Annotated in this window: 21 protein-coding genes and 1 tRNA gene; 21 read left to right on the top strand and 1 reads right to left on the bottom strand. The window is 61.2% G+C overall.

The window, feature by feature from the left end; translation table 11 throughout:
- Positions 1 to 101 precede the first annotated feature (101 nt).
- From rpoC to ASC80_RS04175, 5 genes are all read left to right on the top strand, one after another.
- Positions 102 to 4,301, top strand: coding sequence for a DNA-directed RNA polymerase subunit beta' (gene rpoC / locus ASC80_RS04155; protein ID WP_056293057.1), 4,200 nt, complete (start codon positions 102 to 104; stop codon positions 4,299 to 4,301).
- A 418-nt stretch (positions 4,302 to 4,719) separates the two neighbouring features.
- Positions 4,720 to 5,835 (top strand): helix-turn-helix transcriptional regulator, encoded by a 1,116-nt coding sequence (locus tag ASC80_RS04160; protein ID WP_156464251.1) that lies wholly within the window; start codon positions 4,720 to 4,722, stop codon positions 5,833 to 5,835.
- Between the two features lie 167 nt (positions 5,836 to 6,002).
- Entirely contained in the window at positions 6,003 to 8,057 is a 2,055-nt protein-coding gene (locus ASC80_RS04165; protein ID WP_056293062.1) for an FAD-dependent oxidoreductase, read from the top strand.
- Positions 8,058 to 8,125: 68 nt separating this feature from the next.
- Complete coding sequence (locus ASC80_RS04170) at positions 8,126 to 10,114, top strand: ABC transporter ATP-binding protein (RefSeq protein ID WP_056293065.1); 1,989 nt, start codon at positions 8,126 to 8,128, stop codon at positions 10,112 to 10,114.
- A gap of 98 nt (positions 10,115 to 10,212) precedes the next feature.
- Positions 10,213 to 10,283, top strand: a tRNA-Gly gene (locus tag ASC80_RS04175).
- A 58-nt stretch (positions 10,284 to 10,341) separates the two neighbouring features.
- On the opposite strand, the gene ASC80_RS04180 is transcribed toward ASC80_RS04175, so the two are convergent.
- Positions 10,342 to 11,508 carry an FAD-dependent oxidoreductase gene (locus tag ASC80_RS04180; RefSeq protein ID WP_056295589.1) on the bottom strand — a complete coding sequence of 389 codons (1,167 nt, stop codon included), beginning with the start codon at positions 11,506 to 11,508 and terminating at the stop codon, positions 10,342 to 10,344.
- A gap of 228 nt (positions 11,509 to 11,736) precedes the next feature.
- Between ASC80_RS04180 and ASC80_RS04185 the strand changes: the two genes are divergently transcribed.
- The 16 genes from ASC80_RS04185 to rpsQ all read left to right on the top strand — a co-directional run bounded on the left by ASC80_RS04185 (position 11,737) and on the right by rpsQ (position 23,092).
- Complete coding sequence (locus tag ASC80_RS04185; protein WP_056293067.1) at positions 11,737 to 12,861, top strand: GNAT family N-acetyltransferase; 1,125 nt, start codon at positions 11,737 to 11,739, stop codon at positions 12,859 to 12,861.
- Positions 12,862 to 13,564: 703 nt separating this feature from the next.
- Positions 13,565 to 13,936, top strand: coding sequence for a 30S ribosomal protein S12 (rpsL, locus tag ASC80_RS04190; RefSeq protein WP_002712306.1), 372 nt, complete (start codon positions 13,565 to 13,567; stop codon positions 13,934 to 13,936).
- A gap of 13 nt (positions 13,937 to 13,949) precedes the next feature.
- A complete protein-coding gene (gene rpsG / locus ASC80_RS04195) occupies positions 13,950 to 14,420 on the top strand; it encodes a 30S ribosomal protein S7 (RefSeq protein ID WP_056293070.1) in 471 nt (156 codons plus the stop codon).
- A 32-nt stretch (positions 14,421 to 14,452) separates the two neighbouring features.
- A complete protein-coding gene (gene fusA, locus ASC80_RS04200; protein WP_056293072.1) occupies positions 14,453 to 16,525 on the top strand; it encodes an elongation factor G in 2,073 nt (690 codons plus the stop codon).
- A 37-nt stretch (positions 16,526 to 16,562) separates the two neighbouring features.
- Positions 16,563 to 17,753: an elongation factor Tu gene (gene tuf / locus ASC80_RS04205; RefSeq protein ID WP_056293074.1), complete on the top strand. Its 1,191-nt coding sequence runs from the start codon at positions 16,563 to 16,565 to the stop codon at positions 17,751 to 17,753.
- A gap of 108 nt (positions 17,754 to 17,861) precedes the next feature.
- Positions 17,862 to 18,170, top strand: coding sequence for a 30S ribosomal protein S10 (gene rpsJ / locus ASC80_RS04210; protein ID WP_002712302.1), 309 nt, complete (start codon positions 17,862 to 17,864; stop codon positions 18,168 to 18,170).
- Positions 18,171 to 18,263: 93 nt separating this feature from the next.
- Positions 18,264 to 18,998, top strand: a complete 735-nt coding sequence (gene rplC / locus ASC80_RS04215; RefSeq protein ID WP_056293077.1) for a 50S ribosomal protein L3 — start codon at positions 18,264 to 18,266, stop codon at positions 18,996 to 18,998.
- A gap of 1 nt (position 18,999) precedes the next feature.
- Complete coding sequence (gene rplD, locus ASC80_RS04220; RefSeq protein WP_056293078.1) at positions 19,000 to 19,620, top strand: 50S ribosomal protein L4; 621 nt, start codon at positions 19,000 to 19,002, stop codon at positions 19,618 to 19,620.
- Positions 19,617 to 19,916, top strand: a complete 300-nt coding sequence (locus ASC80_RS04225) for a 50S ribosomal protein L23 (protein WP_056293081.1) — start codon at positions 19,617 to 19,619, stop codon at positions 19,914 to 19,916. The genes rplD and ASC80_RS04225 overlap by 4 nt, the downstream gene beginning before the upstream one ends.
- A gap of 11 nt (positions 19,917 to 19,927) precedes the next feature.
- On the top strand, positions 19,928 to 20,764 hold the full coding sequence (gene rplB, locus ASC80_RS04230; protein ID WP_056293083.1) for a 50S ribosomal protein L2: 837 nt from the start codon (positions 19,928 to 19,930) through the stop codon (positions 20,762 to 20,764).
- A 12-nt stretch (positions 20,765 to 20,776) separates the two neighbouring features.
- Positions 20,777 to 21,055 (top strand): 30S ribosomal protein S19, encoded by a 279-nt coding sequence (gene rpsS / locus ASC80_RS04235; RefSeq protein WP_008136357.1) that lies wholly within the window; start codon positions 20,777 to 20,779, stop codon positions 21,053 to 21,055.
- A gap of 10 nt (positions 21,056 to 21,065) precedes the next feature.
- Positions 21,066 to 21,452 (top strand): 50S ribosomal protein L22, encoded by a 387-nt coding sequence (gene rplV, locus ASC80_RS04240; RefSeq protein ID WP_056293085.1) that lies wholly within the window; start codon positions 21,066 to 21,068, stop codon positions 21,450 to 21,452.
- A 16-nt stretch (positions 21,453 to 21,468) separates the two neighbouring features.
- Positions 21,469 to 22,167, top strand: coding sequence for a 30S ribosomal protein S3 (rpsC, locus tag ASC80_RS04245; protein ID WP_056293088.1), 699 nt, complete (start codon positions 21,469 to 21,471; stop codon positions 22,165 to 22,167).
- Positions 22,168 to 22,202: 35 nt separating this feature from the next.
- Positions 22,203 to 22,616, top strand: coding sequence for a 50S ribosomal protein L16 (rplP, locus tag ASC80_RS04250; protein WP_056293090.1), 414 nt, complete (start codon positions 22,203 to 22,205; stop codon positions 22,614 to 22,616).
- A 4-nt stretch (positions 22,617 to 22,620) separates the two neighbouring features.
- The gene (gene rpmC, locus ASC80_RS04255) at positions 22,621 to 22,833 is read left to right on the top strand and encodes a 50S ribosomal protein L29 (RefSeq protein WP_056293093.1); all 213 of its coding nucleotides are present in this window, start codon (positions 22,621 to 22,623) and stop codon (positions 22,831 to 22,833) included.
- 10 nt (positions 22,834 to 22,843) lie between these two features.
- On the top strand, positions 22,844 to 23,092 hold the full coding sequence (gene rpsQ, locus ASC80_RS04260; protein WP_056293094.1) for a 30S ribosomal protein S17: 249 nt from the start codon (positions 22,844 to 22,846) through the stop codon (positions 23,090 to 23,092).
- Positions 23,093 to 23,095 lie beyond the last annotated feature (3 nt).

Below are 23,095 nucleotides of genomic sequence, written 5' to 3' on the forward strand. Positions count from 1 at the left end.
GCCGGGCATTTGCGCCTTTCCCGGCATCAGGGCGGGGCGCGACGATGACAGAAGAATTTCGAATTCGCTGCCGGTGACGACCGGTACGCAAGGAGAAGACCATGAACCAAGAGATTATGAATCTTTTCAATCCGACGACGCCGGCCCAGGTCTTCGACCAGATCCGGATTTCGATCGCGTCGCCGGAGAAGATTCTGTCCTGGTCCTACGGCGAAATCAAAAAGCCGGAGACCATCAACTACCGCACGTTCAAGCCCGAGCGTGACGGCCTGTTCTGCGCGCGCATCTTCGGGCCGATCAAGGACTACGAATGTCTTTGCGGCAAGTACAAGCGCATGAAGTACAAGGGCATCATCTGCGAGAAGTGCTCGGTCGAAGTGACGCTGTCACGCGTCCGGCGCGAGCGCATGGGTCATATCGAGCTGGCTGCGCCGGTCGCGCACATCTGGTTCCTGAAGTCGCTGCCGTCGCGCATCGGCTTACTGCTCGACATGACGCTGAAGGATCTCGAGCGGATTCTCTATTTTGAATACTACGTCGTCCTCGAGCCGGGTCTGACCGCGCTGAAGGATCGTCAGCTGCTGAGCGAAGAAGAGTATCTCCGCGCCCAGGACGAATACGGCCAGGATTCCTTCACCGCCATGATCGGCGCCGAGGCGATCCGCGAACTGCTGAAAGGTCTTGAGCTCGAGAAGCTCGAGGCTCAGCTGCGTGCCGATATGGCGGAGACTGAATCCGACATCAAGCACAAGAAGTTCGCCAAGCGCCTGAAGATCGTCGAGGCCTTCCGCCATTCCGGCAACAAGCCGGAATGGATGATCATGACCGTGGTCCCGGTTATTCCGCCGGACCTGCGTCCGTTGGTGCCGCTGGACGGCGGCCGCTTCGCGACCTCCGACCTCAACGACCTCTATCGCCGCGTTATCAACCGCAACAATCGTTTGAAGCGGCTGATGGAGCTGCGCGCGCCGGACATCATCATCCGCAACGAGAAGCGCATGCTTCAGGAAGCGGTCGATGCGCTGTTCGACAACGGCCGCCGCGGCCGCGTCATCACCGGCGCCAACAAGCGTCCGTTGAAGTCGCTCGCCGACATGCTCAAGGGCAAGCAGGGCCGCTTCCGTCAGAACCTGCTCGGCAAGCGCGTCGACTATTCCGGCCGTTCGGTGATCGTGGTCGGTCCCGAGCTCAAGCTTCACCAGTGCGGCCTGCCGAAGAAGATGGCGCTCGAACTGTTCAAGCCGTTCATCTATTCGCGGCTCGACGCCAAGGGGCTGTCCACCACCGTGAAGCAGGCGAAGAAGCTGGTCGAGAAGGAGCGTCCCGAGGTCTGGGATATTCTCGACGAGGTGATCCGCGAGCATCCGGTGTTGCTGAACCGCGCGCCGACGCTGCATCGTCTCGGCATTCAGGCATTCGAGCCGGTGCTGATCGAGGGTAAGGCGATTCAGCTTCACCCGCTGGTCTGCGCCGCGTTCAACGCCGACTTCGACGGCGACCAGATGGCCGTGCACGTTCCGCTGTCGCTTGAAGCGCAGCTGGAAGCGCGCGTCCTGATGATGTCGACCAACAACATCCTGCATCCCGCGAACGGTCAGCCGATCATCGTGCCGTCGCAGGACATCGTTCTCGGCCTCTACTATCTGTCGATCCTGCGCGAAGGCCTGAGCGGCGAGGGCAAGATTTACGGCGAAATGGCCGAAATCGAGCACGCGCTGTACTCGAAGGTCATTCACCTCCACACCAAGATCAAGTATCGGTGGGAAGGTCTGGACGAAGACGGCAAGATGGTCAGCCGCTGGTACGAAACCACGGCCGGCCGCGTCATGCTCGGCCAGGTGCTGCCGAAGCATTCCAAGGTGCCGTTCGACACCATCAACAAGCTGATGACCAAGCGCGAAATCTCGGGCGTCATCGATCAGGTCTATCGTCACTGCGGCCAGAAAGAGACTGTGATCTTCTGCGATCGCATCATGGCGCTCGGCTTCTACAACGCCTTCAAGGCGGGCATTTCGTTCGGCAAGGACGACATGGTCGTGCCGCACGGCAAGTGGAAGATCGTCGACGACACCCGCTCGATGGCCAAGGAATTCGAGCAGCAGTACAACGACGGCCTGATCACCCAGGGTGAGAAGTACAACAAGGTCGTCGACGCCTGGTCCAAGGCCACGGAAAAGATCGCTGACGAGATGATGAAGGAAATCTCTTCGGTGAAGAAAAATCCGAAGGGCGGCGAGGCTCAGATCAACTCGATCTATATGATGGCCCATTCCGGTGCGCGTGGTTCGCCGGCGCAGATGCGCCAGCTTGCCGGCATGCGCGGACTGATGGCCAAGCCGTCGGGCGAGATCATCGAAACGCCGATTATCTCGAACTTCAAGGAAGGCCTGACCGTGATGGAGTACTTCAACTCCACCCACGGCGCCCGCAAGGGCCTCGCGGATACGGCGTTGAAGACCGCGAACTCGGGCTACCTGACCCGCCGTCTGGTGGACGTGGCGCAGGACTGCATCATTACGCAGGACGATTGCGGCACCAAGCTCGGCATCAAGATGCGTGCGATCATCGACGCGGGCACGGTCGTGGCCTCGCTGGGGTCGCGCATTCTCGGCCGCACCACGGGCGAGGACATCCGCGACGCGACCAACAACAAGGTCATCGTCAAGCGCGGCACGCTGATGGAAGAGTCGCATGTCGACGCCATCCAGCAGGCTGGCGTCCAGGAGGTGAAGATCCGTTCGGCGCTGACCTGTGAGCTGGTCAACGGCATCTGCGGCAAGTGCTACGGGCGCGATCTCGCCCGCGGCACGCCGGTGAACCACGGTGAAGCTGTCGGCGTTATCGCCGCGCAGTCGATCGGTGAGCCGGGTACGCAGTTGACGATGCGCACGTTCCACATCGGCGGCGCTGCCCAGATCAACGAGCAGTCGTTCATCGAGTCGAACTTCGACGGCAAGATCGTCATCAAGAACAAGGCGATCGCGACCAACAGCGAAGGCTTCAATGCCGCGATGGTCCGCAACATGGTGGTTGCGGTTGTCGATCCTGACGGTACCGAGCGCGCGACGCATCGCATTCAGTACGGCGCGCGTATGCGCGTCGATGACGGCGATATGATCAAGCGCGGCCAGCGCATCGCGGAGTGGGATCCATACTCACGCCCGATTCTGACCGAAGTCGAAGGCACCATCGGGTTCGAGGATCTGGTCGAAGGCCAGTCGATCTCGGAAACGCTTGACGAATCCACGGGTATTGCAAAGCGCGTGGTTATCGACTGGCGCACGACCGGCCGTGGTGCCGATCTGCGTCCGGCGATCGTCGTCAAGGGCAAGGATGGCAAGGTGCTGAAGCTGGCACGCGGCGGCGACGCCCGTTACATGCTCTCGGTCGACGCCATTTTGTCGGTCGATCTCGGCGCCAAGGTGAAGGCCGGCGACATCCTCGCGCGTGTTTCGACGGAAAGCGCCAAGACCCGAGACATCACCGGCGGTCTGCCGCGCGTGGCCGAACTGTTTGAAGCCCGCAAGCCGAAGGATGCCGCCATCATCGCGGAAATCGCCGGTACGATCCGCTTCGGACGCGACTACAAGAACAAGCGCCGGCTCTCGATCGAGCCTGTCGACAAGAATGAGGAGACTCGCGAGTACCTCATTCCGAAGGGCAAGCACATCCATCTGCAGGACGGCGACATCGTCGAAAAGGGCGATTTCATCGTTGAAGGCAACCCGGCGCCGCACGACATCCTGGCGATCAAGGGCATCGAGGAACTCGCTGCCTATCTGGTCAACGAAATCCAGGAAGTCTATCGGCTCCAGGGCGTGCTCATCAACGACAAGCACATCGAAGTGATTGTTCGTCAGATGCTGCAGAAGGTCGAGATCACCGATCAGGGCGAGACCGACATGATTTCGGGCGAGCAGATCGACAAGATCGAGTTCGACCAGCTCAACGCCAAGGCGAAGGAAGAGGGCAAGAAGCCCGCGACCGGAACCCCGGTGCTGCTCGGCATCACCAAGGCGAGCCTGCAGACGCGGTCGTTCTTCTCGGCGGCCTCGTTCCAGGAAACGACACGCGTGCTCACCGAAGCTGCCGTCAACGGCAAGGTCGACCCGCTGGAAGGTCTCAAGGAGAACGTCATTGTCGGCCGGTTGATCCCGGCAGGCACAGGCGCCTCGATGGCCAAGATTCGCGAAGTCGCGGTCAAGCGCGACAAGCTGATCCTCGACGAACGCGAGAAGCAGGCGGCGATCGTGCCTTCGGCTCCGGAGGAGGAGCCTCTGGCCCTTCCGCCGGCGGAGTAGTTCGCCCTAGACATGGGACTGAAAAAAGGCCGCCTTTTGGGCGGCCTTTTTGACATGCGAAGCGCGACTATGTGGGGATCCCGGGATCTGGCGATATACCCTGTTTGGGGGATGCGCGGACTTTACGCAGGAGGGTAGTTTCAAGCCATTCTGTGACCATCAAATACCGCGAAGCGATTTGGGCAGGGGAATTGTAAATAAGACACTCATAACTTGTAGCCATAGGACACGATCGCCTCCGGGGGATGATTTTGGTGCCCGTGACTTGTCATTAGCGGACTACCTTAAAGGCCAGCGTGAGCTGGCCTTTTTTGCGAGGGTACTGGTGTGGCGGCAGGTTCCTTCACGGAGATGGCAATTGCTGCCTGGTCCAGCCCTGCCTTAGTATTTGCTCCCATAAGTAGTTCGGGGTGCGGTGGTGGCCGACCTGTTTGACGAGAAACTGCCGGATCGTATTTACGAAGCGGCTGTGGTGCCTGAGCTATGGCCCGATGTTCTTGGTGAAATGTCCAGGGCTGTCGATGGCGCTGGCGGCATCCTGTTCACATCCTACGCGGAACAGGTTCAAGGGGTGACCTCGGCCGACATCAAGTCGACCTTCGAGGAATTTCTTCGCGACGGCTGGGCGGCGATCAACCCGCGCCCGGTCCGTCTCGGCGCCATCAATCACGCCGGCTTCATCCGCGACAGCGACGTATTCACCGACGAGGAACTCGACAACGAGCCGGTCTATCGCGACTTCTATCGCAAGCGCGGCCTCGGCTGGGCGACCGGGACGATGCTCGAAACCCCCTCGGGCGACTCGATTATTTTCTCGTTCGAGCGGGCCTATGAAAAAGGGCCTGTCCCGGTCGAGACGGTCCGGCAATTCGACATGTTGCGTCCGCACCTGGCGCGCAGTGCGCTGCTGTCGTCGCGGCTCGGTCTCGAGCGTGCGCGGGCGATGGCTGATGCTCTGGAATCACTGGGATTACCCGGCGCGGTGCTGCAAGGCAGCGGCCGGCTCACCGCCGCCAACCGCCTGTTCGAGCAACTGATGCCGGCGCTCGTGCAGGATCGCCACCAACGGTTGTGCCTGACCGATCCGGCCTCCGATGGCCTGCTTGGCGCCGCGTTGCTGCGCGCCACGATTGTACCGGCGCAGGCGGTGGTGAATTCCATTCCGGTCGCAGCCACCGAAGATCGGCCACCCATGATCCTGCATGTGCTGCCGGTTTGCGGGATCGCGCATGATTTCTTCGCACAGGCGAAGTTCCTGCTGGTGGTCACGCCGGTCGACCGGGCAGTGATTCCGACCGCACAAGTCCTGCAGGGATTGTTCGATTTGACGCCGGCCGAGGCTCGGATCGCCCGCGGCATTGGCGAAGCGCAGACCGTCGAGGTTCTGGCATTGTCGGCCGGGGTTTCCGTGGAGACGGTCCGCAGCCAGCTCAAGGCCGTCCTGTCGAAAACCGGGCTGACCAGGCAGCAGGAACTGATCAGCTTGTTGGCCGGCAAGATGCTTCCCCTTTCGGGTGCCCGTCGGCCGCGCTAGAGAAGCAAACCGGCCCCGAAAGCCGGCCAAATCCGATTCTGGGTGCGGAGAATAATTTTTCCGGGTCCCGAGCGTCTTGTTCATCTTCCCTTCAGATGAAAATGGCTTCTCCTTAGTGCGACTTAGACCGGTTCAAGCTAGAAGCCGGTCGGGGGCGAAGGACAGTCATGATCGATCTGGCAATTGTTGGCGGTGGCCCCGGCGGGCTGATGTCTGCCTGGTATCTCAAGAAGAAGCTTGGGGGCCAGTGCCGCATCACCATTTATGAAGCGTCCGACCGCCTTGGCGGCAAGATCCTGACCAAGACGTTCGACAGCTCCCCGGCGATGTACGAAGCCGGCGTCGCCGAAATCTACGATTACTCGATGACGGGGCCGGATCCCCTGCGGGAATTGATCCAGCACTTCGGCCTGCAGACCATCCCGATGGACGCCGAGCAGATTCAGCTCGACGGCGAACTGCTCGACGACGTGCCGGGGATGCGCCGCAAATACGGCGACAAGACCGCTCGTGCGATCGAGGATTTCCGCACGCTCTGCTCCACGATGGTATCGCCGATCGAATACTACGAAGGCGTCGGTGCCCACGATAACGAGCATCCGTGGGCCTACATCAGCGCCGAGGAACTGCTCGACCGTCAAGTTGACGATCCCGTTGCCAAGCGTTTCCTCAAGGTGATGGCGCGCTCCGACATCGCAACCGAAAGCCACAACACCAACGGGCTGAACGCGCTCAAGAACTTCGTGATGGATGTTGAGGGCTATATCGGCCTCTATTCGATCCAGAACGGCAACGAGCAACTGGTCGAGGGGCTGAAGTCGGAAATCGACGCCAACATCGAGCTCAATCATCGCGTGCTGAAGGTCGGCAAGAACGGCTCAGGCCGTTACGCCGTCAACATGATGAACGGCAAGGGACCGATCACCAAGGAGCACGATCTCGTCGTGATGTGCCTGCCGCATTCGTGGCTCGCGACGATGCGCTGGGACGGCGAACTGCTGCGGCACTCGATGGTCAAGCACGTCGCTTATTTCGATCGCCCGGCGCACTATCTGCGGGTGTCGATCCTGTTCGACTCGCCGTTCTGGGGCGACAAGGTGTCGGGCGCTTGGTGGATGTCCGAAGCGTTCGGCGGCTGCTGCGTCTATGTCGAGGGTGCGCGCCACGACGTCGGCCGCAACGGCGTGCTCAACTGGCTGATCGCCGGTTCCGACGCGCTGGCGTTTGCAAATCTGAGCGACAAGGAATTGATCGACGCGGCGATCAAGTCGCTGCCGGCATCATTCGGCAACGCGCGGTCGCATTTCGTCGAAGGCAAGATCCATCGCTGGCTGTCGTCGGTGAACGCTATTCCCGGAGGCCTGCCGGCGCGCGACGTGATGACCAATCATCATCCCGAACCGAAGGAACATGCCGGCTTCGTCGTCGTCGGCGACTACCTGTTCGATTCGACGCTCAACGGGCTGCTGGATTCCTCGGACGCCGCCACCGACATCATCGTCACCCAGATGATGAAGCTGCGCTATGAGCGCGGCGAGGGCGGCAGCGTTCCGTCCGACAAGATCGACCGGGCGTATTTTGACAACTACCGCAATGCCGGTCCGTATCACGAGGTCTGGAACCAGTTTACCGATCCGGACTATCTGACGAACCTCATCAAGATCGTCTGGAATCGCGCAAAGGGCTACAAGCTGCTGGTCGCCGGCTCCGCGAGCGGCGAACTGGTCGGCGCGTTGCGCGACATGGGCATCGATGCTTGGGGCATCGAGAACAATCGGACCATCCATGCCAGGACGCCGAAGGCGCTGAAGAAATACAACAAGCTCGGCTCGATCACCAAGTTGCCGTTCAAGGACAATTCGTTCGACTTCGTGTTCGAGACCAGCCTGTGCCACGTCGCGCCGAAACAGGTCACGCGCGCGATCCGTGAACTCAACCGCGTCGTCAAGACCGGCTTCGTGTTCGGATCGGTTACCAGCGACATGGCGATCCCGATCATCGACCGCTACGATTTGCTGCGCGGTGTCAGGAAGCTTGGCACCTGGTGGGAATGGTCGGAACTGTTCTTCGGCAACGGCTTCGATCTCGCGATGCACCGTCACGATTGCACCGACGAGGTGTGGGCCGCGACCCTGGCCGCCAACAAGGGGCCGGGCAACTGGTACGCCGACGCTGACAGCCTGCGTTACTCGTTCTTTGACAAGGTCGAGGCAGACGATTAACGGCACAGGGATGGCAGGTCCGCTTTGGGGCCTGCCGCCCGGTTTCCGGTTTTTCACAACGGTGTTTGATGCCGCCCAAGTCCCCAGCGCCCGATAGCGAAAGTCCGGCGGCTGGCGCGCCCGGCAAGCCGTCCGACGACGACAAGTTGCGCCCGGCAGGAACCGCGACGGACATCCATGCTGCGCCAGCATCTGACGATCTCGGCGACGATGCCGGGGACGATGATGATGACGACGAGGATGATGACGAGGAACTCGTCGTCTATACGGCTAGCGAGGCGGCCGGCGCACTGGCGACGGTCTACCGCTTTACCTGGCCGCTCATGCGGCGTTACCGGCGTGGTGTGACGTTCGTCGGAATCGGCCTGTTCATTGAGACGCTGTTCAACGTCATCATGCCGCTCAGCCTCAAATACCTGATCGACGATGCGCTCGGCGAAGAGGATTTCCAGGCGCTTTACACGATCCTGTCGGTGCTGGCCGTCGCCGGCATCATGACGTCGATCGTGGCGGTCTGGTACGAGCGATGGGATGCCCGTCTCACCGCAGGCGTCATTTCCGATGTGCGGACCAAGCTGTTCGATCACGTCCAGAATCTTCCGGCTGCCTATTTCGGTTGCACCAAGCGCGGCGAAATCCTGTCGCGCTTCTCCGTCGATATGGCCGGGTATGAATCGTCGGTGAAGTATTTCGCCAACAGCGCGATGCTGCCTATGCTCGAACTGATCGCCGGTATCGGATTGATGATCTGGCTGAACTGGCAACTTGCCGCCGTCGCGCTTTTGATCTTTCCGATCACATTGATCGGTCCGCGGATGCTGACGCCGAAGGCGGTGCATGCGAACTATCAGCAGAAGGTCAACGAGTCGGCTATCCTCGGCGTCGTGCAGGAAAACATCGCCGCGCAGATGGTGGTGAAAGCGTTCGGACTGCAGCGCAAAGCGTTCGGCTGGTTTCGTTTTCGCAACGATCTCGCGCGGCAGACGATGGCCGATGCGACCTTCCTGTCGACGATGGTCGAACGCACCGTCACCATTTCGGTGCTGCTGCTCCATCTCATCGTGCTGGCGATCGGCGCGTATCTTGCCACCAAGGGTCAGATCACCATCGGCACTTTCGTCACCTTCGAAAGCGCGTTCTGGGAAATTTCCTACAACATCGGGCACCTGATGCACTTCATTCCGACCGCGATTCAGGCGGCGGCATCGGTTCGCCATATGGAGGAACTGCTCGACGAGCCGACGCGCGGTGGCGACCGCCCCGGCGCGCCCGATCTGCCGCGCATCACCGACAACATCGCGTTCGAGCGTGTGACATTCGCCTATGAAGGCAGCGACACCAATGTTCTGGATGGACTAAGCCTGAAGCTGAAGGCAGGCAAGCACATCGCCATCGTCGGCCCGAGCGGCTCGGGCAAAAGCACGCTGCTGAATTTGATCCTGCGGCTTTATATGCCGAGCGAAGGCAAGGTGACGATCGACGGCGTCGATATCCGCAAGGTGACGCGCGACTCGCTGCGCGCCAGCATGGCGGTGGTGTTCCAGGAAAACATGCTGTTCAACATGTCGATCCGCGAGAACATTCGTCTCGGCAAGGAGGGAGCGACCGATAAGGAAGTCGAGGTGGCCGCGAAAAAGGCCGAGATCCACCGCCACATCATGTCGCTGCCGCAGAAATATGACACGCTGGTCGGCGAACGCGGCGACACGCTGTCCGGCGGCCAGCGCCAGCGCATCGCGATTGCCCGCGCCATCATCCGCGATCCATCTGTGCTGCTGCTCGACGAGGCGACATCGGCGCTCGACCAGACCACGGAGGCGGCAATCAATCGCACGCTGCTCAAGGTCGCCAAGGGGCGCACCATGATTTTCTCGACGCATCGTCTGACGTCGGTGGTCGACATGGACGAAATTATCGTGATCAGCGGCGGTCAGGCGATCGAGCGTGGATCGCACAAGGAATTGCTGGCGAAGGGCGGAGTGTATCGCCGGCTATGGGACGACCAACTCCACAAATCGCATCACGGCGACGACGATGATGACGACGAGGATGAATAGCAGGTTTCGTCTTTCGACGAGGTGCGCGTTAACTCTGATTTTGTGTAGCACGCCAGCTTTACTTACGCCGGTTCGGCCCGGTGCTATTGTCATCCCGTGCGGATGTAGCTTGACGGTCGAGCATTGGTCTTCCAGGCCGAAGGTGTAGGTTCAATTCCTGCCATCCGCTCCGCCACCCCATCTTCAGGACAGCAGTCAACGTCGGCCGAAACGCTGGCGGGATTGGTTTATTGCCGGGCGGGGACGCGTGGAGACATCGCCTCGCGCATTTGACGCAGTGTGCCGACACCGAGACGTGCGACGAAGCGCAGCCAGCGGTGTGCGTGCCATGTCAAACCGGTGCCGATCGAGATCGAACGCAAATCGTAGGCTTTTTCGCGCGAGGCGCTATCGCAAGCCTGCTTCACCGGGTCGTCGTAGAACGTTGCGATCTTGTCGGTGCCCATACCGTTGGTCGCAAGCCATGACGGAATGTGGACGTTGCACAAACGTTCGACATCGGTGAACACCTTGCTGGTGCCGGTCCCCGCTGCGGGGCACGAGGTTGCGAAGGCGTCGCCGACGAGAACGATGCCCGGCTGGCGATGACCTTCGGTGACGTAGAGATCGGCCGGTCGTACTTTCACCGGGCCGACGATGTCGACTTCACCGGTGATGCGCCGCAGGTTTGGCATCAGATCGAACAGCGCCTTCTGCGGATCGCTGCGGCACTCGCGCAGCCATGGATCCTCCATCGGGCGATAGACCATGAGATTGGCACGCATCGATGAGCCGATCGGAAATAACGTCAGGTACGCGGCGTGATCGGCGGCGCTTTCCGGATAGTAGGTCAGGGCGCCGAAATCGAACCGCGGGCGCGCAACCGGCTTGAGATCGAATCCAATCGTGATCGAATGGCATGCGCTGATGATGGTGCGGGTCAATCCGATGTTGTGACGCAAGCCGACATTGAGGCCGTTGGCGAGCACGATCAGGCGCGCTGAAACTTCGTCTCCATTTGACAGCCTGATGCATTGCCGCTCGCTGCCGGTTGCGATGTCGACGGCCTTGTCGTGGATGATTTCGACAGTCGCTGGAATTGCCGCGCGCATGGTGTTGACGAGATCATGATACATGATGCCGTGCTGATCGCCGGGCCGTTTGTCGATGACGCGGCCGAAGCGCGCGATCCAAACCGTGTCGTCCCGCGTCGTCGCCGGCAGCACCGATGGTGCAAGCCCCGTTTTCTTCAGGATGTCGACCTGCGAACTGTCGAGTTTTTCGCAGCGCAGATCCGGTGGGTACGCTGTATGCGGATCAATCAGGATGGTGGAGATTCCGGCGCGTCCGAGCATCGCCGCCGCCGTCGATCCGGCAAGGCCGCCGCCAACAATGGCAATGTCTGTCACTCGCATGTGCGCCTCTTCGACGCACAGTACCATTACGGTTCCTGAAACGATGGATTTGAATAAAAAAGGGTAAACGATCCGAGGGTATGGTTAACGAACGGTTGCACCGCCACCGCGTTTAAGGCGCGGATTGCCTGAGTGGCATATGGCCGTCTCTCTGCAATCGATTTAACGGAACCGCAATGCCGCCAATCTAACGATGCGGTGCCGGCACTCGCTGCGGATACTCGGTTCATGATCTCAGTCACACGTCGTTCGCCTGAAGCGGTTTCCGCCGCGGAGTGGGATGATCTTGTCCAGCGGGCGTCGGCGAACGTGTTCATGAATCCGGCCGCGCTGAAGGCTGCAGCGGACACGCTGTTCGCGGTGGTTCATGTGCTGCTGGCATGGGATATGGCCGTCGAGCCGCCACGGCTGGTCGGGCTGTGGGGGCTGCAGGAGCGCAGCACCCTGCCGTTCTGGCCGGCGTTGCTTGAGGCGTTGCCGTTTCATTACGCCTTCCTCTCAAGCCCGGTGATCGATCCGGCGTTCACCGATGGGGTGATAGCCGCGTTCTTCGCCGCGATCCGCGACAGCAAAGCGTTGCCGAACGTGATCAGCATCAAGGAGATGAACGGCGAGGCCGCGTCTTGTGCCGCGATCCGCAAAACGGTCGGCGCGGGGCGCCACCCGTGTCTCGAATTTTCCGAAGGTGTGCGGCCGGTGGTATCGCGGGAATTCGGCGTCAAATCTTCCGGCTCGACCCGCAAGAAACTGCGGCAGGACTGGAACAGGCTGTCGGCGCTAGGGGCGCTGGACGTCGTCAATGAACGTGAGGACGTGCTCAAGGCCTTCGAGACCTTCCTCGAACTCGAACACGGAAGCTGGAAGGGGGCCGAGGGGACGGCGTTGCTGTGCGATGACCGCGACGCGGCTTTCGTCCGGCGGCTGATCGGCAATCTGGCAGAGCAGGGCAATGCCTCGGTGGCGCTGCTGATGCTCGACGGCCGCGCCATCGCGGCGCAGGTGGTCTTGTACTGTGGGTCAGTGGCCTACACGTGGAAAACCGCGTTCGACCCGGCCTACGCCCGGTATTCGCCGGGCATGCTTCTGATCGACCGGTTGACGGGGGAGTTGTTGGCTTCCGGTCCGGTTCAGGCGATCGATTCCTGCTCGCCGGCCGGCGGTTTCATGGGGCAGATCTGGGCCGGGCGCCGGACGATGGTTGGCCTGCTGGTGGATGTCGGGTCCCGGCGATCGGCGGCCTTCATTGCCGAAGCCGCACGGCAACTCGGTTATACGAAGCTCAAGGCCCTGCGGGACACGCTCCGGGCGGCGAAGTGGCTGCCGGCCAGGAAGCGCCAGACCGGAACGAGTTGATTCTCCGGTCGAGTCTCCCTATCTAAGCTGCTGTAATTCATCGATATTCGTCGATCTGGGTGCTCGTCGTGGCGACCAGGCCAAAGTCCGGGTCGGGCGGATGGCAGGTGTCAGGCGGTGCGCTGCCGCCTCCATCAGGCCAGTGGGGCGGGTGATTCTGCCGCCGAATCCGATCCCGGATAAGATTGCGCAAACGTGTTTTGCGTTCGCGAGAGGGATGCAAGAAGTGGCTCTGCCGCTTGCGCTTTTGATGATGCGTTTATCCTTGACTTAAGCGGACTCGGCTTATAAAACCCGGCCACTTCTCGACAGGCGGTGAGCTTCCCTGCGTCGGAACGGATCACCCCTTATCCCATTGGTTCGCCAATGAGATGAGTGGGCACCAACCTCGACGAATGTCGCTCAAACGCTGTCGGTACTAGCCAGGCAATGCCAGGACGATGTTGGTCTCTCGGGCAACCGCTCTTGAGACTCGTTTGGGATGCACGACCTCGGTCAGTCTCGGGTGCAAACCCTGCAGGCGAGCTGAGGTCCTCTGTGGCGGTTTAGCGCTTTCCGGTCAGCGATGAACGGATGGCGCGATTTCGTTTTGCGCGGTCGAACGTGTGGAGCGGAGGCGAGCGGGGCAGGTTGCTCCAACGAAATTTGCGAAGGCTTCAGGGCTCACTTGAAGGTTTCGCGCGAACAAGGGTGAAGGCGAACGATGCCGACGATCAACCAGCTGATCGCAAATCCACGCGAAGCGCAGAAGTCGCGCAAGAAGGTGCCTGCTCTGCAGCAGTCGCCCCAGAAGCGTGGCGTTTGCACGCGCGTCTATACGACCACTCCGAAGAAGCCGAACTCGGCGCTTCGTAAAGTCGCCAAGGTGCGCCTGACCAACGGCTTCGAGGTCATCGGCTACATTCCGGGTGAAGGCCATAACCTTCAGGAGCACTCGGTGGTCATGATCCGCGGCGGCCGCGTCAAGGATTTGCCGGGCGTGCGTTATCACATCCTCCGCGGCGTTCTCGATACGCAGGGCGTCAAGAACCGTAAGCAGCGTCGTTCGAAGTACGGCGCGAAGCGTCCGAAGTAACCGGGGAATATCGATGTCTCGTCGCCATTCTGCTGAAAAGCGTGAAGTGAACCCGGATCCGAAGTTCGGGAGCATCGTCATCACGAAGTTCATGAATTCGATCATGTACGACGGCAAGAAGTCTGCCGCCGAAAACATCGTGTACGGCGCGCTCGGCACCATTGAGTCCAAGACCAAGCAGAGCCCGATCACCGTGTTCGAGCAGGCGCTCGATAACGTGATGCCGACCATCGAAGTGCGTTCGCGCCGCGTCGGCGGTGCCACGTATCAGGTTCCGGTCGAGGTTCGTGCGACCCGCCGTCAGGCGCTGGGGATCCGCTGGATCATCGCAGCCGCGCGCGGCCGTAACGAAAAGACCATGACCGAGCGTCTCTCCGCGGAGTTGCTCGATGCGTCGAACAACCGGGGGAACGCGGTCAAGAAGCGGGAAGACGTGCACAAGATGGCGGAAGCCAACCGTGCCTTCTCGCACTATCGCTGGTAACGGCGAAACGAACGGATATTTAAGGACAACCCATGCCCCGCCTTCATGCCATCGAGGACTACCGTAATTTCGGTATCATGGCGCACATCGACGCTGGCAAGACCACGACGACTGAGCGCATCCTCTATTACACCGGCAAGAGCCATAAGATCGGCGAAGTGCACGAAGGTGCCGCGACGATGGATTGGATGACGCAGGAGCAGGAGCGTGGCATCACGATCACCTCGGCTGCGACCACCGCGTTCTGGAACGGCAAGCGCCTGAACATCATCGACACCCCCGGCCACGTCGACTTCACTATTGAAGTCGAGCGTTCGCTGCGTGTGCTCGACGGCGCCGTTTGCGTTCTCGACTCCAACCAGGGCGTCGAGCCGCAAACCGAAACCGTCTGGCGTCAGGGCGACAAGTATAAAGTTCCGCGCATCGTCTTCGCCAACAAGATGGATAAGACCGGCGCTGACTTCTACAAGTGTCTGCAGGACATTATCGATCGTCTCGGCGCCAAGCCGGTTGCGATCCAGTTGCCGATCGGTTCCGAGAACAACTTCAAGGGCATGGTCGATCTCGTTGAGATGAGGGCGCTCGTCTGGAACAACGAGTCGCTGGGCGCGATGTATGACGTCGCCGAAATCCCGGCCGATCTCGCCGACAAGGCGAAGGAATATCGCGAAAAGCTGGTGGAAGCCGCCGTCGAACTCGACGACGACGCCATGTCTGCTTACCTCGACGGCAACGAACCGGACGTGGCGACCCTGAAGCGCCTCATCCGCAAGGCTGTGCTGACCGGCGCGTTCTATCCCGTGCTCTGTGGTTCGTCCTTCAAGAACAAGGGCGTCCAGCCGCTGCTCGACGCCGTGGTCGACTATCTTCCGTCGCCGCTCGACGTGCCTGCGATCAAGGGCGTCGACGAAGATGGCAACGAAGTCGTTCGTCATGCTGACGACAAGGAGCCGCTGGCTCTGCTCGCGTTCAAGATCATGGACGACCCGTTCGTCGGCACCATCACGTTCTGCCGCATCTATTCCGGCGTTCTTCAGAGCGGCACCGGCGTCGTCAACTCGACCCGCGAGAAGAAAGAACGTATCGGTCGTATGCTGCTGATGCATGCGAACAACCGCGAAGACATCAAGGAAGCCTATGCCGGCGACATCGTCGCGCTGGCCGGCCTCAAGGAAGCTCGCACCGGCGACACGCTGTGCGATCCGGATCAACCAGTCATCCTTGAAAAGATGGAATTCCCGGAGCCGGTCATCGAAATCGCGATCGAGCCGAAGTCGAAGGCTGACCAGGAAAAGCTCGGCGTCGCTCTGGCGAAGCTGGCTGCGGAAGATCCGTCGTTCCGTGTGTCGACCGATCATGAATCCGGTCAGACCATCCTCAAGGGCATGGGCGAACTTCATCTCGACATCAAGGTCGACATTCTCAGGCGCACCTACAAGGTCGATGCCAACATCGGCGCGCCTCAGGTTGCGTTCCGCGAGAAGATCACCAAGCGCGCCGAGGTCGACTATACGCACAAGAAGCAGACCGGCGGTACCGGCCAGTTCGCGCGCGTGAAGTTTATCGTCGAGCCGAATGAGCCGGGTGCGGGCTTCGAGTTCGAATCGAAGGTCGTCGGCGGTTCGGTGCCGAAGGAATACATCCCAGGCGTCGAAAAGGGCCTCAACAGCGTGATGACCTCGGGCGTGGTCGCCGGCTTCCCGGTGGTGGACGTCAAGGTGACGCTGATCGACGGTGCCTACCACGATGTCGACTCGTCGGCGCTGGCCTTCGAAATCGCATCGCGCGCGGCTTTCCGCGATGCGCTGCAGAAGGGCAAGTCAGTGCTGCTCGAGCCGATCATGAAGGTGGAGTGCGTGACCCCTGAAGACTACACCGGCTCGGTCATCGGCGATTTGAACTCCCGCCGCGGCCAGATCCAGGGGCAGGACATGCGCGGCAACGCCAACGTCATCAATGCGATGGTGCCGCTCATGAACATGTTCGGCTACGTGAACACCTTGCGCTCGATGAGTCAGGGCCGCGCGACCTTCACGATGCAATTTGATCACTACGCTGAAGCGCCGGCCAACGTGTCGGCAGAAGTCCAGAAGAAATTCGCTTGATTTCTTTGACGTAAGTCAAAGTTGAACGGAGAACGTCATGGCTAAAGAGAAGTTCGAACGTAACAAACCGCATTGCAACATCGGCACCATCGGTCACGTCGACCATGGCAAGACGTCGCTGACCGCGGCTATCACGAAGGTGTTGGCGGAAGCCGGCGGTGCGACGTTCACGGCCTATGATCAGATCGACAAGGCGCCGGAAGAAAAGGCTCGCGGCATCACCATCTCGACCGCTCACGTCGAGTATGAGACCCCGAACCGTCACTACGCCCACGTCGACTGCCCCGGCCACGCCGACTATGTGAAGAACATGATCACCGGTGCTGCGCAGATGGACGGTGCGATCCTGGTCGTGTCGGCTGCCGACGGCCCGATGCCGCAGACCCGCGAGCACATCCTCCTCGCCCGTCAGGTCGGCGTGCCTGCGCTCGTCGTGTTCATGAACAAGTGCGACATGGTCGACGATCCGGAACTTCTCGAACTGGTCGAGATGGAAGTCCGCGAACTGCTCTCGAAGTACAACTTCCCGGGCGACGACATTCCGATCATCAAAGGTTCGGCGCTCGCCGCGCTTGAGAACAAGGATCCGAAGCTCGGCCACGACGCCATCCTCGAGCTGATGAAGGCGGTCGACGCCTACATTCCGCAGCCGGAGCGTCCGGTTGACCAGCCGTTCCTGATGCCGGTCGAAGACGTGTTCTCGATCTCGGGTCGCGGCACCGTCGTCACTGGCCGTGTCGAGCGCGGTATCGTCAAGGTTGGCGAGGAAATCGAGATCGTCGGCCTCAAGCCGACCGTCAAGACGACCGTCACCGGCGTTGAAATGTTCCGCAAGCTGCTCGATCAGGGCCAGGCTGGCGACAACATTGGCGCGCTGCTGCGCGGCACCAAGCGCGAGGAAGTCGAGCGCGGCCAGGTTCTCTGCAAGCCGGGTTCGGTCAAGCCGCACACCAAGTTCAAGGCTGAGGCGTACATCCTCACCAAGGAAGAGGGCGGTCGTCACACCCCGTTCTTCACCAACTACCGCCCGCAGTTCTACTTCCGCACGACTGACGTGACGGGCGTGGTTCATCTGCCGGAAGGCACCGAGATGGTGATGCCGGGCGACAACATCGCGATGGAAGTGCACCTGATCGTGCCGATCGCGATGGAAGAAAAGCTTCGCTTCGCGATCCGCGAAGGCGGCCGCACCGTCGGTGCAGGCGTCGTCGCAAGCATCATCGAGTAATAAACGATCCGTCGAATGCCCGGCCGCAAGGCCGGGTGTTCCCGACCTTCTATCGTAGACGTGAGTGGCCGGGCTGACCGGCCGGACGGACCAAGAAAGACAACGGCAATGAACGGCCAGAATATTCGCATTCGACTCAAGGCGTTCGACCATCGAATTCTCGATACGTCGACCCGTGAGATCGTGAACACGGCGAAGCGCACCGGGGCACAGGTTCGTGGACCGATCCCGCTGCCGACGCGCATCGAGAAGTTCACCGTGAACCGTTCGCCGCACGTCGACAAGAAGAGCCGCGAGCAGTTCGAGATGCGCACTCACAAGCGCCTTCTCGATATCGTCGATCCGACCCCGCAGACCGTGGACGCGCTGATGAAGCTCGATCTCGCCGCCGGTGTCGACGTCGAGATCAAGCTCTAAGACCCCGATAGTGGGCACCGGTTTTCGGACCGGACCTTGCCCGCCACGAATTTTGGTTAGTCCCTCGGGACAGAAAGAACAGGAAGCACGCCGATGCGCTCCGGAGTGATCGCACAAAAGGTCGGGATGACGCGGGTCTTTACAGAGGCCGGCGAACATATCCCTGTGACCGTGCTGAAGCTGGGCAACTGTCAGGTTGTCGGCCACCGCACCACGGACAAGAACGGATATGTCGCGCTCCAGCTCGGCTCGGGCGCGCGCAAATCCGTTTACATGCCCAAAGCCGAGCGTGGCCAGTTCGCCGTCGCCAAGGTTGAACCCAAGCGTAAAGTCGCGGAATTCCGCGTCTCCGAGGATTCCCTGATCCCGGTCGGCGCCGAAATCCAGGCTGACCACTTTGTCGTCGGCCAGTTTGTCGACGTCACCGGCACCTCGGTCGGTAAGGGGTTCGCGGGCGGCATGAAGCGCTGGAACTTCGGCGGTCTGCGCGCCACCCACGGCGTCTCGGTCTCGCACCGTTCGATCGGTTCGACCGGCGGCCGTCAGGATCCCGGCAAGACCTTCAAGAACAAGAAGATGCCCGGCCATATGGGCGTCGATCGCATCACCACGCTGAACCTGCGCGTCGTCCAGACCGACGTCGCGCGCGGCCTGCTGCTCGTCGAAGGCGCCGTTCCCGGCTCCAAGGGCGGCTGGATCACAGTTCGTGACGCGGTGAAGAAGTCGTTGCCCAAGGATGCGCCGAAGCCCGGCAAGTTCAAGCTGGCTGGCGGCACCGATCAGGCAGCGCCGGCGGCGGAAGCCCCGGCCCAGCAGGAGGGCGCGTGACATGGAATTGAACGTCACAACTCTTGAAGGCAAGACCGCCGGGTCGGTTCAGCTTTCGGACGAGATCTTCGGTCTCGAGCCGCGCGCTGACATCATCCAGCGCGTCGTCAACTGGCAGCTCGCCAAGCGTCAGGCCGGCACCCACAAGACCAAGGATCGCTCCGAGGTCTGGCGGACCGGCAAGAAGATGTACAAGCAGAAGGGCACCGGCGGTGCTCGTCACGGTTCGGCCCGCGTTCCGCAGTTCCGCGGTGGCGGCCGTGCATTCGGCCCGGTCGTGCGCAGCCATGCTTACGATCTGCCGAAGAAGGTTCGTGCGCTCGGCCTGCGCCATGCTCTGTCGGCGAAGGCCAAGGACGGCAGCTTGGTCGTGATCGACAATGCCGAGCTGAAGGATCCCAAGACCAAGGCGCTGATCGGGCACTTCTCCGGTCTCGGCCTGACCAGCGCGCTGATCGTCGACGGCGCTGAGGTCAACAACGGTTTCGCGCTCGCCGCGCGCAACATTCCGCAAATCGACGTGCTGCCGATCCAGGGCATCAACGTCTATGACATTCTGCGCCGTCAGAAACTCGTTCTGACCAAGGCCGCTCTCGATGCGTTGGAGGCGCGCTTCAAATGAAGACGATGGATGCGCGTCATTACGATGTGATCGTCTCGCCGGTGATTACCGAGAAGGCGACGGTCGCATCCGAGCACAACAAGGTGGTGTTTAAGGTGGCCGCCAAGGCGACCAAGCCACAGATCAAAGAGGCGGTTGAGAAGCTGTTCGACGTCAAGGTGAAGAGCGTCAACACGCTGGTCCGCAAGGGCAAGACGAAAGTCTTCCGCGGCCAGTTCGGTTCTCAGTCGGATTCCAAGCGCGCGGTCGTGACCCTTGAAGAGGGTCATCGCATCGACGTGACCACCGGGCTGTAAGGCGAACGACGATGGCATTGAAAACATTCAACCCCACGACGCCGGGCCAGCGCCAGCTGGTGATGGTCGATCGTTCGGCGCTCTACAAGGGCAAGCCGGTCAAGGCTCTGACCGAGGGCAAGCACTCGAACGGTGGCCGCAACAACACCGGCCGCATTACCGTGCGTTTCCGCGGCGGCGGTCACAAGAAGACCTACCGCATGGTCGACTTCAAGCGCACCAAGGTCGACGTTGCGGCCAAGGTCGAGCGTCTGGAATACGATCCGAACCGCACCGCGTTCATCGCGCTGATCAAGTACGCAGATGGCGAGCAGGCTTACATCCTGGCGCCGCAGCGTCTGGCTGTCGGCGACACTGTGATCGCCGGCGACTATGTCGACGTGAAGCCGGGCAACGTCATGCCGCTCGGCAACATGCCGGTCGGCACTATCGTCCACAACGTCGAGCTGAAGATCGGGAAGGGCGGGCAGATCGCACGTTCCGCCGGCACCTACGCCCAGATCGTCGGCCGCGACCACGACTACGTTATTCTGCGCCTCAACTCGGGCGAACAGCGCCTGGTTCATGGCCGCTGCACCGGCACCATCGGTGCGGTGTCGAACCCGGATCACATGAACACCTCGATCGGCAAGGCTGGTCGAACCCGCTGGATGGGCTGGCGTCCGCACAACCGCGGCGTTGTCATGAACCCGATCGACCATCCGCACGGCGGCGGCGAAGGCCGCACCTCGGGCGGCCGTCACCCGGTGACTCCGTGGGGCAAGCCGACCAAGGGCAAGAAGACCCGTTCCAACAAGTCCACCAACAAGTTCATTCTCATCAGCCGCCACAAGCGGAAGAAGAAGTAAGGATCGCCGGACATGGTTCGTTCAGTCTGGAAAGGCCCGTTCGTCGAAGGCTCGCTGCTCAAGAAAGCAGATGCCGCGCGCGCGTCCGGCCGTCATGACGTTATCAAGATCTGGAGCCGTCGCTCGACGATCCTGCCGCAGTTTGTGGGTCTCACGTTCGGCGTCTACAACGGTCAAAAGCACGTTCCGGTTGCCGTGAATGAAGAAATGGTCGGTCACAAGTTCGGTGAGTTCTCGCCGACCCGGACCTTCCACGGTCATTCCGGCGACAAGAAAGCCAAGAAGGCCTGAGGACTGAGTTATGAGCAAACCAAAGCGCGAACGGGTTCTCCCGGATAACGAGGCCAAGGCCGTCGCCCGCATGCTTCGCGTCTCGCCGCAGAAGCTGAATCTTGTCGCGCAGTTGATCCGCGGCAAGAAGGCGTCGTCGGCGCTCGCCGATCTGCAGTTCTCGCGCAAGCGAATCGCAGTCGATGTTAAGAAGTGCCTCGAATCGGCGATCGCGAATGCCGAGAACAACCACGACCTCGATGTCGACGCGCTGATCGTTTCCGAAGCGCATGTCGGCAACGGCATCGTGATGAAGCGTTTTGCTCCGCGCGGCCGTGGCCGTTCGGGTCGTGTATTCAAGCCGTTCTCGCAGCTGACGATCGTTGTTCGTCAGGTCGAGGCGGAGGCTGGCGCTTAAGGCGCGGGAGAGAACGATGGGTCAGAAGATCAATCCAATCGGGCTGCGTCTCGGCATCAACCGGACCTGGGACTCCCGCTGGTTCGCCAACAAGGCCGAATACGCCAAGCTCCTCCATGAGGACGTGCGGATTCGCGAAGTGTTGATGAAGGAGCTGAAGCAGGCGGCTGTCGCACGCATCGTCATTGAGCGCCCGCACAAGAAGTGCCGCGTGTCGATCCACTCGGCCCGTCCGGGCGTGGTGATCGGCAAGAAGGGCGCCGACATCGACAAGCTGCGGAAGAAGGTTGCCGAGATTACCGAGTCCGACGTCGTCATCAACATCATCGAAATCCGCAAGCCGGAGCTCGATGCGACGCTGGTCGCCGAATCGATCGCGCAGCAGCTGGAGCGCCGCGTGGCTTTCCGCCGCGCCATGAAGCGCGCCGTTCAGTCGGCGATGCGTCTGGGCGCCGAAGGCATCCGCATCAACTGCTCGGGTCGTCTCGGCGGCGCGGAAATCGCCCGCATGGAATGGTATCGCGAGGGCCGGGTGCCGCTGCACACGCTGCGCGCCGATGTCGATTACGGCGTCGCCACTGCGTTCACCACCTTCGGCACCTGCGGCGTCAAGGTCTGGATCTTCAAGGGGGAAATCCTCGAGCACGATCCGATGGCCCAGGACAAGCGTATGGCTGAAGGCGACAGCGGGCGTCCGCGTCGCGATGCAGCCTGATCAGGTCAAGACAAGAAAGTTCGAGGGCGTAAGCCATGATGCAACCTAAGAAGACAAAGTTCCGCAAGGCGCATAAGGGCCGTATCCACGGCGTCGCCTCGTCGGGCGCGACGTTGTCTTTCGGCCAGTTCGGCCTGAAGGCGATGGCGCCGGAGCGTATTACCGCGCGTCAGATCGAAGCCGCTCGCCGTGCACTGACCCGTCACATGAAGCGTGTCGGCCGCGTCTGGATCCGTGTTTTCCCGGATGTTCCGGTGTCGAAGAAGCCCGCCGAAGTGCGGATGGGCTCCGGCAAGGGTGCGCCGGAATTGTGGGTGGCGCGGGTCAAACCCGGCCGCATCCTGTTCGAGATCGACGGCGTCACCGACCAGACCGCGCGTGAGGCGCTGACCCTGGCTGCCGCTAAACTTCCGATCAAGACGCGCTTCGTCGCGCGCATTGCGGAGTAAGGACATGACCCAGATGAAGGTCGAAGACATTCGCGCGATGAGCCCTGACCAGATGGAGGACGCTGTCCTCAATCTGAAGAAGGAGCGGTTCAACCTGCGCTTCCAGCGTGCCACCGGGCAGCTCGAGAACACCTCGCGCCTGCGTGAGGCTCGCCGCGACATCGCACGCATCAAGACTGTCGCGGCGCAGAAGCGCGCCGCGGAAACGAAGAAGTAAGGGGCGAAAGATGCCGAAGCGTACTCTCCAGGGCGTCGTCGTCAGCGACAAGCAAGACAAGACTGTTGTCGTGCGTGTCGACCGCCGCTTCACCCACCCGATCTACAAGAAGACGATCCGCCGTTCCAAGAACTACCACGCGCACGACGAGAACAACGAGTTCAAGTCGGGCGATACGGTCCGGATCGAAGAGAGCAAGCCGCTCTCGAAGTTGAAGCGCTGGACAGTCGTCCAGGGTGAAAAGAAGAAAACAGCTTAAGCG

It is taken from the genome of Afipia sp. Root123D2, assembly GCF_001425835.1.
Classification (GTDB): Bacteria; Pseudomonadota; Alphaproteobacteria; order Rhizobiales; family Xanthobacteraceae; genus Afipia.